The organism is Hirschia litorea (genome assembly GCF_042665075.1).
Taxonomy (GTDB): domain Bacteria; phylum Pseudomonadota; class Alphaproteobacteria; order Caulobacterales; family Hyphomonadaceae; genus Hirschia; species Hirschia litorea.
In genome coordinates this window covers 1,146,947-1,162,029 of record NZ_JBHTBR010000005.1, presented here as the reverse complement: position 1 = coordinate 1,162,029, position 15,083 = coordinate 1,146,947, and the positions used below count along the sequence as shown (strand labels likewise).

Annotated in this window: 11 protein-coding genes; 5 read left to right on the top strand and 6 right to left on the bottom strand. The window is 45.7% G+C overall.

Annotated elements, in window-relative coordinates; genetic code table 11:
• Window positions 1–56 precede the first annotated feature (56 nt).
• Together ACFQS8_RS14025 and ACFQS8_RS14020 are read right to left on the bottom strand one after the other, a co-directional pair.
• Complete coding sequence (locus ACFQS8_RS14025) at window positions 57–3,728, bottom strand: TonB-dependent receptor (RefSeq protein WP_382168430.1); 3,672 nt, start codon at window positions 3,726–3,728, stop codon at window positions 57–59.
• A 257-nt stretch (window positions 3,729–3,985) separates the two neighbouring features.
• Window positions 3,986–4,750 (bottom strand): IclR family transcriptional regulator, encoded by a 765-nt coding sequence (locus tag ACFQS8_RS14020; RefSeq protein WP_382168428.1) that lies wholly within the window; start codon window positions 4,748–4,750, stop codon window positions 3,986–3,988.
• Between the two features lie 110 nt (window positions 4,751–4,860).
• Here ACFQS8_RS14020 and ACFQS8_RS14015 point away from each other — a divergent pair, with 110 nt between their 5' ends.
• The 5 genes from ACFQS8_RS14015 to ACFQS8_RS13995 are packed head-to-tail and all read left to right on the top strand — an operon-like array spanning window position 4,861 to window position 10,581.
• Window positions 4,861–6,009 carry an ABC transporter substrate-binding protein gene (locus tag ACFQS8_RS14015; protein WP_382168426.1) on the top strand — a complete coding sequence of 383 codons (1,149 nt, stop codon included), beginning with the start codon at window positions 4,861–4,863 and terminating at the stop codon, window positions 6,007–6,009.
• Entirely contained in the window at window positions 6,006–7,151 is a 1,146-nt protein-coding gene (locus tag ACFQS8_RS14010) for a CaiB/BaiF CoA transferase family protein (RefSeq protein WP_382168424.1), read from the top strand. The genes ACFQS8_RS14015 and ACFQS8_RS14010 overlap by 4 nt, the downstream gene beginning before the upstream one ends.
• The gene (locus tag ACFQS8_RS14005) at window positions 7,148–8,275 is read left to right on the top strand and encodes a CaiB/BaiF CoA transferase family protein (protein ID WP_382168422.1); all 1,128 of its coding nucleotides are present in this window, start codon (window positions 7,148–7,150) and stop codon (window positions 8,273–8,275) included. The genes ACFQS8_RS14010 and ACFQS8_RS14005 overlap by 4 nt, the downstream gene beginning before the upstream one ends.
• Window positions 8,276–8,293: 18 nt before the next feature.
• Window positions 8,294–9,076, top strand: a complete 783-nt coding sequence (locus ACFQS8_RS14000) for an enoyl-CoA hydratase/isomerase family protein (RefSeq protein WP_382168420.1) — start codon at window positions 8,294–8,296, stop codon at window positions 9,074–9,076.
• Between the two features lie 47 nt (window positions 9,077–9,123).
• Window positions 9,124–10,581 carry an aldehyde dehydrogenase family protein gene (locus ACFQS8_RS13995; protein ID WP_382168418.1) on the top strand — a complete coding sequence of 486 codons (1,458 nt, stop codon included), beginning with the start codon at window positions 9,124–9,126 and terminating at the stop codon, window positions 10,579–10,581.
• Window positions 10,582–10,646: 65 nt separating this feature from the next.
• On the opposite strand, the gene ACFQS8_RS13990 is transcribed toward ACFQS8_RS13995, so the two are convergent.
• From ACFQS8_RS13990 to ACFQS8_RS13975, 4 genes are all read right to left on the bottom strand, one after another.
• Window positions 10,647–11,381 carry a SapC family protein gene (locus ACFQS8_RS13990; protein WP_382168417.1) on the bottom strand — a complete coding sequence of 245 codons (735 nt, stop codon included), beginning with the start codon at window positions 11,379–11,381 and terminating at the stop codon, window positions 10,647–10,649.
• Window positions 11,382–13,382 carry a CRTAC1 family protein gene (locus tag ACFQS8_RS13985; protein WP_382168415.1) on the bottom strand — a complete coding sequence of 667 codons (2,001 nt, stop codon included), beginning with the start codon at window positions 13,380–13,382 and terminating at the stop codon, window positions 11,382–11,384.
• Window positions 13,383–13,467: 85 nt separating this feature from the next.
• Window positions 13,468–14,217 carry an SDR family NAD(P)-dependent oxidoreductase gene (locus ACFQS8_RS13980; RefSeq protein WP_382168413.1) on the bottom strand — a complete coding sequence of 250 codons (750 nt, stop codon included), beginning with the start codon at window positions 14,215–14,217 and terminating at the stop codon, window positions 13,468–13,470.
• Window positions 14,217–15,074 (bottom strand): fumarylacetoacetate hydrolase family protein, encoded by an 858-nt coding sequence (locus ACFQS8_RS13975; RefSeq protein ID WP_382168411.1) that lies wholly within the window; start codon window positions 15,072–15,074, stop codon window positions 14,217–14,219. Before ACFQS8_RS13975 ends, ACFQS8_RS13980 begins: the two co-directional genes overlap by 1 nt.
• Window positions 15,075–15,083 lie beyond the last annotated feature (9 nt).

Sequence of the window (15,083 nt, the reverse complement as noted above, 5' to 3'; positions counted from 1 at the left end):
CGGCCAATAACTAAATTGGCCGCTGTTCTTATTTGTAAGTTCTAGATTTCTATATTCTAGAATTCAGCACGTAGACCAAGACGGAATACACGTCCTGTATTGTACTCAGCAACGGTACGCCCTTTGAACGCATCGCCGTCTAGCGGGTTACCCTCATCATACGCTACAAGTGCGCCACCGCCATCTGTTGCATTTTCAGGCAACTGGATTGTGCGACTTGTGAAGTAGGTTCTAACCGGCTGATCTAACAAGTTGGCTGCATCAAATGAAAGCGTGAAGAAATCATTCAGCTTGTATGACGCAGAGAAATCGAGCGTTTCACGCCCTTCTTCCCACAATGCACCCCTTTGGAACGCACGCTGAACCAACACATCAGATGCCCCACCATATGCTAAACGCATTTGGTGACCATCTTGCTGCCAATACCCTGTTACGTTGTATGAGTGCTCAGGAGTACGGTCAATTTGGAAGCTAGGAAGAATTGTTCCTGGTGCCAAATTGGATGTTTCCTGCTCAAACGAACTGTCTTGGTATGTGTAGTTTGCTGTCAGACCAAGACCTGAAAACACGCCAGGTAGGAATGAGTAGTTTTGCGTGTACTGAAGTTCAACACCCTTAATCGTGGCACCCGCCGCATTACGAACTTGGCTTGCACGGAATTGCGCACAGAGGAACTCTGGGTCATTTCCGAAGATCATTTCTTGAATATATGTCGGGTTATACTCAAGCTGCCACTCACCCAAGATTTCAGCATAACAATTATCAATGGTAATTGTATCTTCAGTCAGAATTAGACCATCAGTAGAAACTGTGTCCCCATTCTGAATAGCTGACCTCAAATCTGTCAGATATACATTTTGCTGCTCTGACTCTTCTAGGTTCGTGATATCTTTGTAGAACACACCAATTGATAGCAATGCATCTTTTTGGAAATACCACTCAAAAGAAGTATCAATGTTGATAGACTCCAACGGGTTCAACTGCGTGTTGTACAAGTTGATAGAGTTCAAACGTGTTGCTGGATCACCCCAACCCGCTTCACTCACGCTGAAACCAGGGCGAAGTGAATCGATGTTTGGACGTGTCATTGATTTAGATGCAGCAAAACGCGCCACAATATCGTCTGTCACCAAGAAGTTTAAGTTCATGCTTGGCAACCAGACATCATATTCATGCTGTCCTGTTGTCGGAAAAGACTTGATCCTGTTGTCGCGTGTTGTAAGCGACAATCCGGCAGCATCTGTCGTTACAAAACCTTCTCCGTTTGATGGATCATCATCAAACACATAGAAGTCATTGTTTGTGTAGAATGTGTTGTTGTGACGTCTCAGGATTGTACGGTCACCTGCTTGAACGTCAGCAATATCACCCGTCGCAAGCAATGGTTCATGACACGCACCCTGATCAGCAATACGAGTATCATCCAAGAATGTAGCCGTACCTTTTGTATCCACACCCGTACCATCAATACGGCTATAACGGTAAATGTCACCTTGTGCGACTTCACCGTCTGGATAGTTCCAAGCATCAGGACACGCTGGAAGCGCTGTATTTGTCAAACCGCGAATAGTACGCAAGTCCCAAATACGCTGGTTACGTCCAAAAGCTTCGTTGAAAGTCTGTAGACCACCGAAACCTTCAGTTTGAACTTCAGTCTTCACATAGCGAACACCAATGTTACCAGTTAAACGTTCATCAAAGTATGAGAAATTCGTTTTGATGTAGCCCGCGAAGTTTTCGAAATCAGCTCCACGTGTTTCAGCATTATTGATCGTAATCGCAAGGTCTGGGTCACCTGTTACAGCATTGAACAATGCTTCTGCATCAACTGACATAAACCCATCAGCGATGTTGTTCTCACCGAGGCCAATACCATCAAACAATCCATCAGGTGACACACGTCGCGCGAATGACTGCAGTGGTGTTTGGTCCAACGCGTTGGAAACCAACACGGGCTTACCTGTAATCGGGTTCACAATCGTAGCAGCAGAGTTCAAGTTTGTGACTGTGCCCGCTTGGTTATCAACGAACTTCTCACGTTTCGTGTACTTACCACCAACTTCGATAGAAGTTAGACCAAACCTATTCACATCGTAATCAATATCGATGAATGCAGTCTGTTGCTCATCCAAAACTTCACGTTTTGTTTGAAACAAAGACCCTAGAGATTTAGCAAGCAAATCATCAGGGTTCACACCCGTTAGTGAAACGTTATCGTCACCGCGTGTCAGAATCGGTTGACCGATCACACCTGTCACACCATCAGCTTCAAGTTGAGCAATTTGCTCAGCAGACGGTTGGGTTATCACGTCACCCAAATCGACAAAGTGCGTACCCGTAACTGGTTGACAACGTCCACCACGACAGTCGAAACCAATCGGCTGCAACAATTCAGTCGGCACGAAGAATTTGTTTGATTCCGGCAATTCACGTGCAGCCTGAAGATTTGCATAAATCTGCAATTCAGGGATTTGTTCAGCTTTTTGGTAACTCGCACCCGCCTTAACTCTCAAGTTATCTGTAAACTCGTGGTTAAGCTCAAAAGAAGCAGTAGAGTTTTCGTTAGAATAGCGGTTTGCAGAAGAGTTCACATCACCAGTATCAAAACGTTTTAAAATCCGCTCCCAGGTGCGTGTGTCTGTGTTCACAATCTGCCAGTTGGAAGGGTCAGCATATATTGGAACTTGGTTCGTTTCCTCAAGAGGCAAAGTCGTAGGGTGTACGGCCGAGAACGGACCAAAGTTTGGTGAACGAACTTGGTCATTTGAACGAACTGTGTGCTCATTCTGAATATTATCGATATCTTGCTTTGCAAAGCTCAAGTTCACAGTTAAATCAGTTTTGTCTGTGATCTGCCACTGAAAAGCTGAATCGATAGCTTGACGGTCACGTGTACCTTCAAACAGACCATACGCACTTGATTGTGGCGCAATACCATAAATGGCAGCGTTGTTCGCATCATAACTGTCGGAAGTGTAAACATTTCCATTTTGGTCTTCAGCATTAAATGAGCGGAAGGTGTTGTAGTCACGGTGCTCAACATAGTCACGACGCAAAGCACTTGTTTCATCAACAACAGAAACCAAAACACCAAAACGGTCATTGAAGAACTTTTGTGAAAGCGTACCGTTCAATTTACGATCAACCACATTCGGCTGTTCACTGTAACGCCCCTGAACACCAAACGAACGGATATTGTCTTCAATATCAAGTGGCTTTCTTGTGATCAGATTCACAAGACCACCCAACGACCCCTCTTCGTCATCAGCAGCGGGAGTCTTAATGACTTCTACCTTTGCTAAGACATCAGCAGAATAGCTAGATAGATCAACAGCCTGTCCAAACTCTGTAGAACCAAGAGCAGCGCCGTTCAATGTCACAATTGTTTGGTTCGGGCTAGCACCACGAATAGAAACTTGAGACCCTTCACCATCAACTGTTGAAATACTGATACCAGATACACGGTTCAACGCTTCAGCAATATTTTGGTCTGTTGATTTACCGATGTCTTCAGCATTGATTGTATCAACAATCTTACTTGCTTCGCGCTTATCTAATACAGACTTACTAATACTTGCGCGAATACCTGTCACGACAATTGTATCAAGCGTTTTTGTATCTTCCTGCGCGCCTTCAGCTTCTTGTGCGTATGACGCACCAGCACCTGCAGATGCTACCGCCAAAACCGACGCAGCCGAAAACAGCAGTCTTTTTGAAAACCTATTCAATTTAATTCCTCCCAGTGTATTGTCTTCCCTAGCCGTGAAATCGCCTTGATTTTATCTCTTAGGCGAAAATTACGACTACCTCTCCCTAACTCGACGCGACTATTTTATTGTCTTTCGCAATCAAGTCGAAACGCTACTTTCAAGGAAATATCCAAATTGTCAACAATCTTCTATATACAATGATAGTGGCGCACCTCATTTTATGCATATATGCAATCAATGCATGCAAATATGACACAGCTCATTACGCTAAAACTCTACAACCCCATGCGCGTGCTGATGCTGTCGGCAGCGAATCGCACTGCGCTGGTGATATCCACCTCGCGCCTTTTTGTGGATATGCTAGACGTTAGACCCGATACAGCAACAGCAGCAAACAATCCGCCCTCCACCTGCCCTACAAAGGCTGCGCAATCAGTCACACCTACAGTTATTTCGCTCACCCCCATGTAGAAGCGATCTTCTAAAATTTTTTGCAATTGGACTTCCAGTAACTCTCTCTGCTCTAGCGAAGTCTGCGAATACACCTCGTCAGATTGCATAATATCTTGGCGCATCTCTTTGGACATATTCGCAAGCATTACGCGCCCAGATGCCGTCGATAAAAGCGGAAACAATGTCCCCTCAGTAATTGAAAGCGAGACAGGCTCTGAACTGCGCATTTGGCTTACAACCATCAATCGACCTTCATAAAGAAGGCTCAAATGACACGACTGGCCTACCGCCTCTGCTAGTTCCCGCAATGGAAGTGCCGCCGCTTCCCTTAAACGTTCCACGGGTGAATGCGTATGCGCAAGAGAATACAGCTTCAATGACAAACGGTATTTTCCTGATATCTCGCTCCGCACAATATAACGGCGCGCCTCTAGCCCCACCAAGACGCGATAAATTTCGTTTGGAGACTTACCAATACCCGCCGCAATATCCGCTTGTGATAGAGGTTCCGTCTTAGAAGAGAGATATTCCAAGATATCCAACCCCTTCTCTAATGCTGGAGCCGCATATTTTTTTACGTCACTCATAATCACTCCATAAAAAGCAATTGACTTACATCATTGTTTACAATTAACAATAGTGTTTATAAGTGAATACGACATTCATATATAAATAACAACCAATAGCGAGCCAGCACATGATCGAACTCAAAGGCATTACGTGGAGCCACACACGCGGATACGTTCCGATGACCGCGACAGCACAACGCTTTGAGGAGCTCAACCCGGGCGTACGTATCAGCTGGAGCAAACGCTCCCTACAAGCCTTTGCGGATGAACCTATCGACAAACTGGCAGAGAAATATGATCTTCTAGTCATAGACCACCCTTGGGCAGGTTTTGCAGCGAAAACGGGCGTAATTTCTTCCCTCACCAAGCTATTGCCCGCTGAGTTTTTAAAAGATCAGGCCGAAAACTCTGTTGGACACTCGCATGAAAGTTACAGTTATGATGGTCAACAATGGGCACTTGCGATTGATGCAGCCACACCCGTAGCATCGGCACGCATGGATTTGTTACAGGCTGCCGGAGTGGAAATGCCGCAAACATGGGACGAGCTTCTTAGCCTCGCGAAGCAAGGCAAAGTTGCTGTTCCATCCATTCCACAAGACACATTGATGAATTTCTACATGCTGTGCTCAACAATGGGTGAAGACCCCTGCCAGCAAGATACACATATTGTCAGCCAAGACATCGGTATAAAGTCCCTCCAAATGCTACGTGAACTGTCCAGCTATCTGGATCGCAATTGTTTTGATTGGAACCCTATTCAAGTATACGAAGCTATGACGCAAACAGACACGTTTGCGTATTGCCCATTCGCTTACGGCTATTCAAATTACGCCAAGCCAAATTATGCGCGCAAATTGCTAAAGTTTGCCGACACCGTTCGCTTGGAAGGTACGGATCGTCTGAGAACAACATTGGGCGGAACGGGCCTTGCAATTTCCGCAAGCTCTAAACACAAAGACATAGCGGCAAAATATGCCGAATATGTCGGAAACCCAAACATGCAAAAAGGCTTCTTCATCGAGTTTGGAGGTCAGCCCGGTCACCGTGCAGCATGGGAAGCGGAAGCTGGGAACCTCGCGACAGATAACTATTTTAACGACACCCTTCCAACACTCGACCGCGCTTTCCTGCGTCCGCGTTACCATGGCCACATGTACTTTCAGGATAATTCAGGCGCACCCATCCGCGAATACCTAATGAATGGCGGCGACGAAATCAAACTTCTTTCAAAACTCAACGAGACCTATGTAAAATCAAAAAGCGTAACTCTATGACTCTACCATTAGACGGTATAACTGTTCTTGAATTCAGCCAATATTTGGCAGGCCCCTATGCGGGGCTTCGCCTTGCTGATTTGGGTGCGCGTGTCATTAAGGTTGAGCGTCCCAATGGCGGTGACGCTTGTCGTCAACTTGCAACCAAAAACCTATGGGCGGATGGTGATAGTGTTCTATTCCACACCATCAACCGTAACAAAGAGAGCTTTGCTGCCAATCTCAAAGACGCTGATGATGTTGAGCAGGTAAAAAAACTCATCACGAAAGCGGATGTTATTACGCACAATTTCAGACCGGGAATTATGGAACGTCTCGGCCTCGACTATGAGAGCGTCAAAGCTATCAACCCGACAATTGTATACGGTGAAGTCAGCGGTTACGGCTCTAAAGGGCCATGGAAAGATAAACCCGGTCAGGATTTGCTCGCCCAATCCTTATCTGGCCTCACATGGGTCACAGGTAATGGTGATAAACCTCCTACTCCATTTGGAATTGCCGTAGCCGATATGATTTGCGGAACTCATTTGGCACAAGGCCTATTAGCGGCATTGGTAAAAAAGAAGCGCCAAGGTGTTGGTAGCAAGGTAAATGTCAGCCTATTGGAATCTATTGTCGACTTCCAATTTGAAGGACTTACAACCTTCCTCAACCACGATAATGCACTGCCAGAACGCGGCCAGATTGCAAATGCACATCCCTATTTGGGTGCGCCCTATGGCATATACGAAACCCAAGATAGCTACATTGCGACCTCAATGGGCAAGCTACAAAAGCTAACCAATGCAATTGGATGCGATGGGCTAGATGAATACGCCGACGCAAAGGCGCAGTTTGAGCATCGAGACACCATAAAAGCAAAACTAGCGAACCACTTTAAAACCAACACCACAGCCCATTGGATTGAACGCTTGGAAGCACAAGACTATTGGTGCTCTCCCGTTCTAAATTACGACCAGCTTACCCGAGAAGAAGCCTATAAAGTGCTGGACATGGAGCAAACCGTTAGTCGTCCAAATGGCGTTTCTGTCAAAACAACACGCTGCCCCATCCGCATTAATGGAAATGTTCTTAAATCCACCAAAGCTTCGCCACCGATTGGCAATGCAAACCCTTATCTATTCAAGGAGCTGGGCCTATGAGCAAACCCCTCGAAGGACTCCTTGTCATTGATTTCACCCAATTCCTATCTGGCCCCTCTGCCACATTGCGACTGCATGATTTGGGCGCACGAATTATAAAAGTCGAACATTTTGAACATGGTGACATTACCCGCAGCCTGTACGCACCGCAGCTTAATATCGGCAATGACTCCGCATTCTTCCAAGCCATCAATCGCGGCAAGGAAAGCCTTGCGGCCGATTTAAAAAATGAAAATGATTTGACCCTCATTCGCGCTATCATCGAAAAAGCCGATATTCTCGTGCACAATTTTCGACCTAGCGTTATGGATCGTCTCGGCCTTGGATACACGCATGCCAAAGCTCTGAACTCCAATATCATTTATGCTGAAATTAGCGGATATGGTACGCAAGGCCCATGGCGGGATAAACCTGGACAAGATTTATTACTACAGGCCGTTTCTGGGCTAGCTGGATTAAGCGGTCAAAATAGCGATGGTCCCCTTCCTATGGGGTTGGCAATCGCCGATAATATTGCGGGCGCTCAGCTTACTCAGGGCATATTGGCTGCTTTGATTGGGGAAGATGGAGCGCATGTTGAAATTAGCATGCTGGAAGCCGTGTTAGATTTTCAATTTGAGCCACTCACCCTGTTCTTCCAAGATGGAGAACCCATTGATCGCGGGACTGTAAATGCAGCGCACGCTTTGGTCGGCGCCCCATACGGCCTCTACAAAACAAAAGACGGTTATATAGCCCTAGCCATGGGGGCTATTCCTAAATTGGGTGAATTACTCGGATGTGAACCGCTTCTTGAATTTACCGATTCAAAGCAATGGTTTGCGCGACGAGATGAAATAAAATCCATCATTGCTAACCATCTACTCAACCACACATCTCAGCACTGGCTCTCCATTTTAGAGCCTGCTGACATTTGGTGCGCAGAAGTTTTAAATTGGCAACAACTCATCGCGCATGAAGGTTTCAAAGTCTTAGATATGCTGCAAACTGTATCAAATGCGTCGGGTGAAAATTATGTGACGACCCGATGCCCCATCAGGTTTGACGATCAAGTGCTAAAATCTGACCTGGCAGCCCCTAAAATAGGGCAAGATTCTCAAACCATCCGCGCTCAATTTAGCTAATCACCAAAGGAAGACATTATGCCCTCAGATCTTGTGTCTTATTCCGTCAAAAAGCGCGTTGCGTATTTAACGTTTAATCGCCCTCCAGCGAATGCCTACAATCTGGAATTTATGACATGCTTTCGAGAAGCTGTTCAAAAAGCTGACGCTGCCAAAGATGTTGGCGCAGTTATTATCAACTCATCCTCACCTAAATTCTTTTGTGCAGGTGCCGATATAAAAGAGTTTCAAAGTAATGATACTGCCAGCAACCAATTGATGGTGGACCAAGCAAATGCAACGACACAAGCCATGGAAGCCAGCGGTAAAATCTTTATCGCACAAATCGAAGGCCATGCACTGGGTGGTGGATTAGAAATCGCCTTGGCATGCGATATTCGCTTTGCTGCAAAAGGTAGTTACAAGCTTGGTTTACCCGAAATCAAACTTGGCCTTATCCCCGGTAATGGCGGCACCCAACGCCTTGTTCGTGTAGTCGGTGTAAGTCGTGCACTTGAAATTCTCTCCACGGGTGATGCCTTCAATGCAGACCAAGCCACGCAATGGGGCATTATAAATCGCCTTACGGACACTGATCAGCTTGAGAAAGCGTGCTTTGAATTTGCGCAAACTATTGCGAACGGCCCCGCTTTGGCCGTTGCAGCAACAAAAAGAGCTGTGCGTCAAGGCAGTGAACTTAGTCTTACAGCCGGCCTACATCTGGAAAAAGAACTCTGCGCCCCACTTTACGATTCACATGACGCAAAAGAGGGCTTTTTAGCCTTTGTTGAAAAGCGCTCGCCCATATTCAAAGGCGAATAACGCCCCCCTTACACATAGCAATAACAAATACTATTCCGGAGGAAACCATGACAGAGACCAACATTCAGCATTATCCGTGCTATATTGATGGAGCGTGGGTGAACGCCTCCAATGGCGCAACCTTCGATGTGGAAAACCCCGCAAATGAACAAATCTGGGCGACGGTTCCCGATTGCACAATCGAAGATGCAGAACGCGCTCTTCAATCCTCGCTCGCTGCTCAAAAAGGATGGCAAGCCCTCCCCGCTATTCAACGCGCCCGCTATATAATGGCTATCGTTGAAGGCTTAAAGCCAAAGCGTGACCTCTTTGCCAAACTCCTTGTTCAAGAGCAGGGAAAAACGCTTCCTGAAGCTTATGGTGAATTTGACGATACGCTCAATTATCTAACCTATTCAGCCGAAGCTGCCCGCCGCATTGAAGGACAGATTTTCCCGTCTGATAATCCAAATGAGCAATTATGGATTCAAAAAGTTCCCTATGGCGTCACAATCGGAATGTGCGCATATAATTATCCCCTCGCCTTAATTGGGCGCAAAGTGGGGCCAGCATTGGTCACGGGAAATACGATTATCCTCAAAGCTCACGAAGCAACTCCTGTCACCGCATCTGAATTTTGCAAAGTTGTCGAAGCTGCAAATATTCCCAAAGGTGTGATCAATTTGGTCAGCGGAAAAGGTATCGACGTCAGCTCTCACCTCGTCACAAGCCCAATCACAAGACTCATCTCTCTCACAGGGTCAACACGCGCTGGACAGGCTATATACAAGTCGGCAGCAGACAATGTAACAGGCCTTGTGCTGGAGCTAGGCGGAAAGGCATCATTCACTGTGCTGAAGGATGCCGACCTTGAAAAAGCCGCCGATGCAGCCGTCATTTCCAGATACGCAAATTGTGGTCAGGTCTGCATTTGCAATGAAATGATCCTCGTCGAAGAAGAAATCGCAGATACATTTACCCAAATGGTGTTGGAGCGTGTTGCAAAGCTCACCACTGGCGATCCTATGGGTGATTTCAACATGGGCCCTAGCGTTACTGGCGTTGGAATATCCCGTGTAAACGAAATGGTTCAACAAAGTATCGCAATGGGTGCCAAGCTAGAAATAGGCGGCAAACGTCCAGATGGGCCACAATATGAGAAAGGACATTGGTACGCCCCGACCGTCCTAACCAATGTCACGCCGGATATGCCAGTTGCCAAAGAAGAAATTTTTGGTCCTGTTCTCCCTATCATTCGCATCAAGAATTACGAAGAAGCTGTCGCAATTACCAACGACCGTGAAGAGGCTCTATCTTGCTATATCTTCACAAAAGACATCAACAAAATCATGCATGCAATCAATGATTTGGAAGTTGGAACAGTCTTCGTAAACAAACAAATTGTCGGTTATATTCAAGGCTATCACTCAGGCCACAAGCGCAGCGGAATCGGCGGCGAAGATGGTGTTCACGGTATCGAAAACTACCTTCAAAAACGCGCTGTTTATTTCAGTTATGATGCATAAATAACAATAAAGCCCGCCATCTCATTGACAGCGGGCTTTATTATATTCAATGCCAAATCAAAACACTAAGAATTCAGACTTTGATTTTTTAGTTCGTGCATTTTGTTTATATGTCCTATGGAGAATTGAAGCAGATAGCACGCTTGGAGATAGCCATTTTCACTTAAGCCTTTTAACACAGAGGCCTTAAGCCCCATCAGCTTAGATAAGTTGACGGTATGCAGACCGCCATAGGACTTATTTTCTCCATTCGCAAAATTTGCATCTAATTGTAATTGTTCCAATAACCCATTATCTTCCAAGGATTGCACAAATAATTTTGTTGCCTCAGTGCCATTCACCATATCTGCAAGTAATTGCTTGATTTCATTTAAGAATTGCGTTGGGCTTCCATCATTATCAAATAATGCATAGCCCTCACTGCCTCCCATTTTAAATCTCGGACTGTCTTCGTCTATTGAGATAATTGCACTTGGATTGCCATCCTCGTCTTTTTTCTTTTCTGAAAAACTCACAGTAAATGGTTGGCGTTTCAAATTGAGTGGAACATTGGTAGTGGTCCATTTATTCTCTTTCAGAAATAAGTTCTCACCCGCTTCAAAACCCAAAAGAGCATACAATCCAAAAGCACCACTTTCAGCATCTTTTATTAGACACAACGGAAAGTTTAAGGCGAGATTTTTCACTTCTGCGGCGAGAATTGGGACAATATGAATATTTTCACCATAATCTGCACCATGTGCTAATACTACTCTCGCTTCTTTATGCTTTTCATTATTTAATAGCACAGTATTTGCCATCTAATTCTCTCCCTTATCTTGAACGCCGTGACGACCTACATTGATCATCTCATTCGCAGAAACATTCGAAATCTCTTCCGTTTCACCATCACGCCAGCGCACCTGAATTCCATCAATTTGAGCTGCATCCGCTAAACCAAAATGTGCGATATTCAACACGCTTTGAGAGTGTACCGCACCTGCAGACCCCACACGTCGCACATATGTATTGCCGCCCGCTGTCACAGTAATTTCAGCCGCTAATGGGTCTGTTCCCTTTGGAGAATACCCAACGCGAACCAGCGTGTAATTGCGTGCCTCATCGGGAGCCAACTGATTTTTATATAAGTGCCATTTCCCATCATCATCATCACCGCTCAGAAGATCAACGGCGCCGTCAAAATCATAGTCGAACGCCGCTCCCATATCGCCATGACCGCCCTCGCCCAATACATTAGCACCATGGCTTATATTGGCTGCAAATCCTTGCGTACCTTGGTTTACCAACAAAACATCAGGAACACGCTTTCGCAACTCCCCAAAGCGATACACAAAGAAGTCTGTTTGGCCATCATTGTTAAAGTCACCATTCGTAACTCCCCAATTATTATGCATGCTTTCAGCGGGTAGCTGCGCACTTACATCGCTAAACACTCCCCCGTCATTTCGCAGTAAAATATCAGGCACATCCAAATTTTGAGGCGTCCAATCGGGTAAAACCTTCTCAACACCAGAGATGGATCCACGAATATCCCAGGCGAGGTTGAAATCTAAATGCCATTCCATCCGCCATTCACCATCGCCGACATAGCCTAAATACCATCCATTCTCGCCAAAAACTTCCGGAAACCCCTCCGCTTTATCTGCTGAAACTTTTGTTGGAGCGGATGGAGTATCTGTAGTGATCTTCCCACCATCTCGGCCAGAATCCGGTGCATTCACGACTTTTAACTGCGTTTTATTACTGCCTAAAAAAACAGGAAACGTCAGATCTTTGCCACGCGCCCAATGCGAAAAGTCAGATAACGTTATTGTATCGCCCGCTTTGAAACTAATACCGTCATGGCTTTTATTTCCTTCATCTCTAATATCGAGACGCTGCGTCTCACCATTATATGAGACTGAATTATTCGCGATTTCATAATAGGTCTTACCGCGCGCCACATAGAGATCAAAATCGCCATCATTATCAATGTCAGCATCAGCAACAGCGCTAATAAATTCAGCATGCTGATATGCTTTTGGAAGCACATCGTCCGTCACATCTTTAAATGAAAAATCTGAGCCACCCTTCCAGATAGCAAGCGGAGAAAACGTCACCAAATCGGTCACGTGATCACCGTCAATATCGGTTAGTAAAACCCGTTCAGCTTCCGTCTTCTCAAAAGCACCACCATTGCGATATTTAAATTTTCCGCCGCCAAGGTTTTCAAACAGGATATTGCGCGGCTTGTCCTCCCCAATAACCTGGCGCGCATTGATTTGCAGAAAGTCCAAGTCTCCGTCCAAATCCATATCCACCCAACGCACAGAACGTCCACGCGCACCTAATTGAGAAATACCCGCTTCTTCTGTGATATCTACAAATACACCGTCATCATTGCGCAGCATACGTGGCGGTTGCGGCGTAGATCCATTGCCGCCGCCTAAAGAGACAAGCACGTCATTGTCGCCATCTAAATCAAAATCACCTGCTGCAATGCCATGCACATCATTTGTGGCAATGTTTACGCCTTCACGCAGCGTCCCGTCAGCATTTCCCCAGAATGTTTGAGCAGGCTCAATGTGATGATTTGTCAGCAGAAAATCATACACACCATCACCATCAAGATCAGATACGGATGGTCCACCATATTTCCATGTTGGTGTTGATGTCAGACCTATTTCATCGGAAATATCAACGAAACGAATATCAGTTCCAGCGTGCTTTTCAGCGTCGCCATTTACCGTTTTCTGAACTTCTGTTGCGCATCCACCCAACACAATGAGCGCAGCACTACTCAATAACATCATTTTCAGCATATTATTCTCCTCACCCACTTTATTGTTAATTGTAAGCAATATTGAAGGGTGAGGAAATTTTGGCAATGCTTATAAGCAAAAAAGTCTAATAAGTTGCGCGTCCGCCTGTCATATCAAAAACAGCAGCAGTGGAGTATGAGCAATCCTCCGATGACAAGAATAATGCCATTTTTGCCACCTCCTCAACAGTTCCCATACGCCCCATTGGGATTTTCGAAAGCATGTAGGCGATTTGCTCTTCGGTTACATCTTTAAGCATTTCTGTCTTAATGACCGCTGGTGTAATTGCGTTCACGCGAATACCTGTTTGAGCCAGCTCTTTACCCAAGCTCTTTGTCAGACTCAAAACACCAGCTTTTGATGCAGAATACGCAGAAGCGTTAGGATTACCCTCTTTGCCTGCAACAGACGCCACATTCACAATACGACCATAATCATTCTTGCGCATGAAAGGCACAACCGAGCGACAACAATTGAATACACCGCCCAAATTGACAGCCATAACCTTATGCCACCATTCGGCAGGAAATGTTTCAACAGGACCATTCGGGCCAGCAATACCTGCGCTCGTCACCAATATATCAATACCGCCGAGCTTTTCAGCAGTTTCTTTTGATGCTGCTTCAACATTTTCAAGATTACTGACATCAACTTTCAAGCCGATAACTTTACCTTTAGAGGAGAGCCTTTCAACGGCAGCATTCAAACCACTTTCGTCAAAATCCCAGAGGCTAACTGAACCACCCTCTTCGAGCATCTGTTTAGCAATCTCATAACCCATACCACGCGCAGCACCCGTGATAATGGCTGACTTACTTTCAAAGCGGTTTGACATTATAGGTCACTCAGATTGATGACTGTTTGAGCTTGCGTACCAAGACCATCAATTCCAAGTTCAATTTTATCGCCAACCTTCAACCATTGTTGTGGGTCCATACCCGCTCCTACACCTGGAGGCGTACCAGTCGAGATAAGGTCGCCCGGCTCAAGCTGACAAAACTCACTCATGTAAGACACAATGGTTGCTACATCAAAGATCATTGTGCCCGTGTTACCGGTCTGGCAGCGCTTACCATTCACGTCCAACCACATGTTCAAATTGTTGTGGTCCTCAATGTCATCAAGCGTTCTAATAACTGGGCCTGTTGGACAGAAGTTAGGGAAGCTTTTTCCTTTTACCCACTGACCACTACGCTCCAATTGCCATGCGCGCTCAGATACATCATTCACAAGCACAAGGCCAAGAACGTGGTCCAAAGCCTCTTCTTTCGTGATGTTAAGAGCCTTCTTGCCAATAACGATACCAAGCTCAACTTCCCAATCCAGCTTTGTCATTTTAGGTGAGTACAAGATTGGATCGTTAGGACCACAATAAGTACCTGAAGACTTGTTGAACAAAATTGGCTCGTCGGGAATTGGCAAACCAGCTTCCGCCGCATGGTCAGAAAAGTTCAAACCCACACACCATATATTCTTAGGCTGAGCCGAAGGCGGAGCCAAACGCTTACCTGTTGCGTCGAACTCTGGCAGTGAAGAGGCATCTACGCCAGCCAGCTTCCCTATTAAGTCATCACCTATTGTCTCTGGATTAATATCAGACACGATAGAAGAGATATTCCTGTATTTACCGTCAGCATCTACAACACATGGTGTTTTTGCGCCGTCACGGTCTCCAAAACGAATAAATTGCATGATCTAATT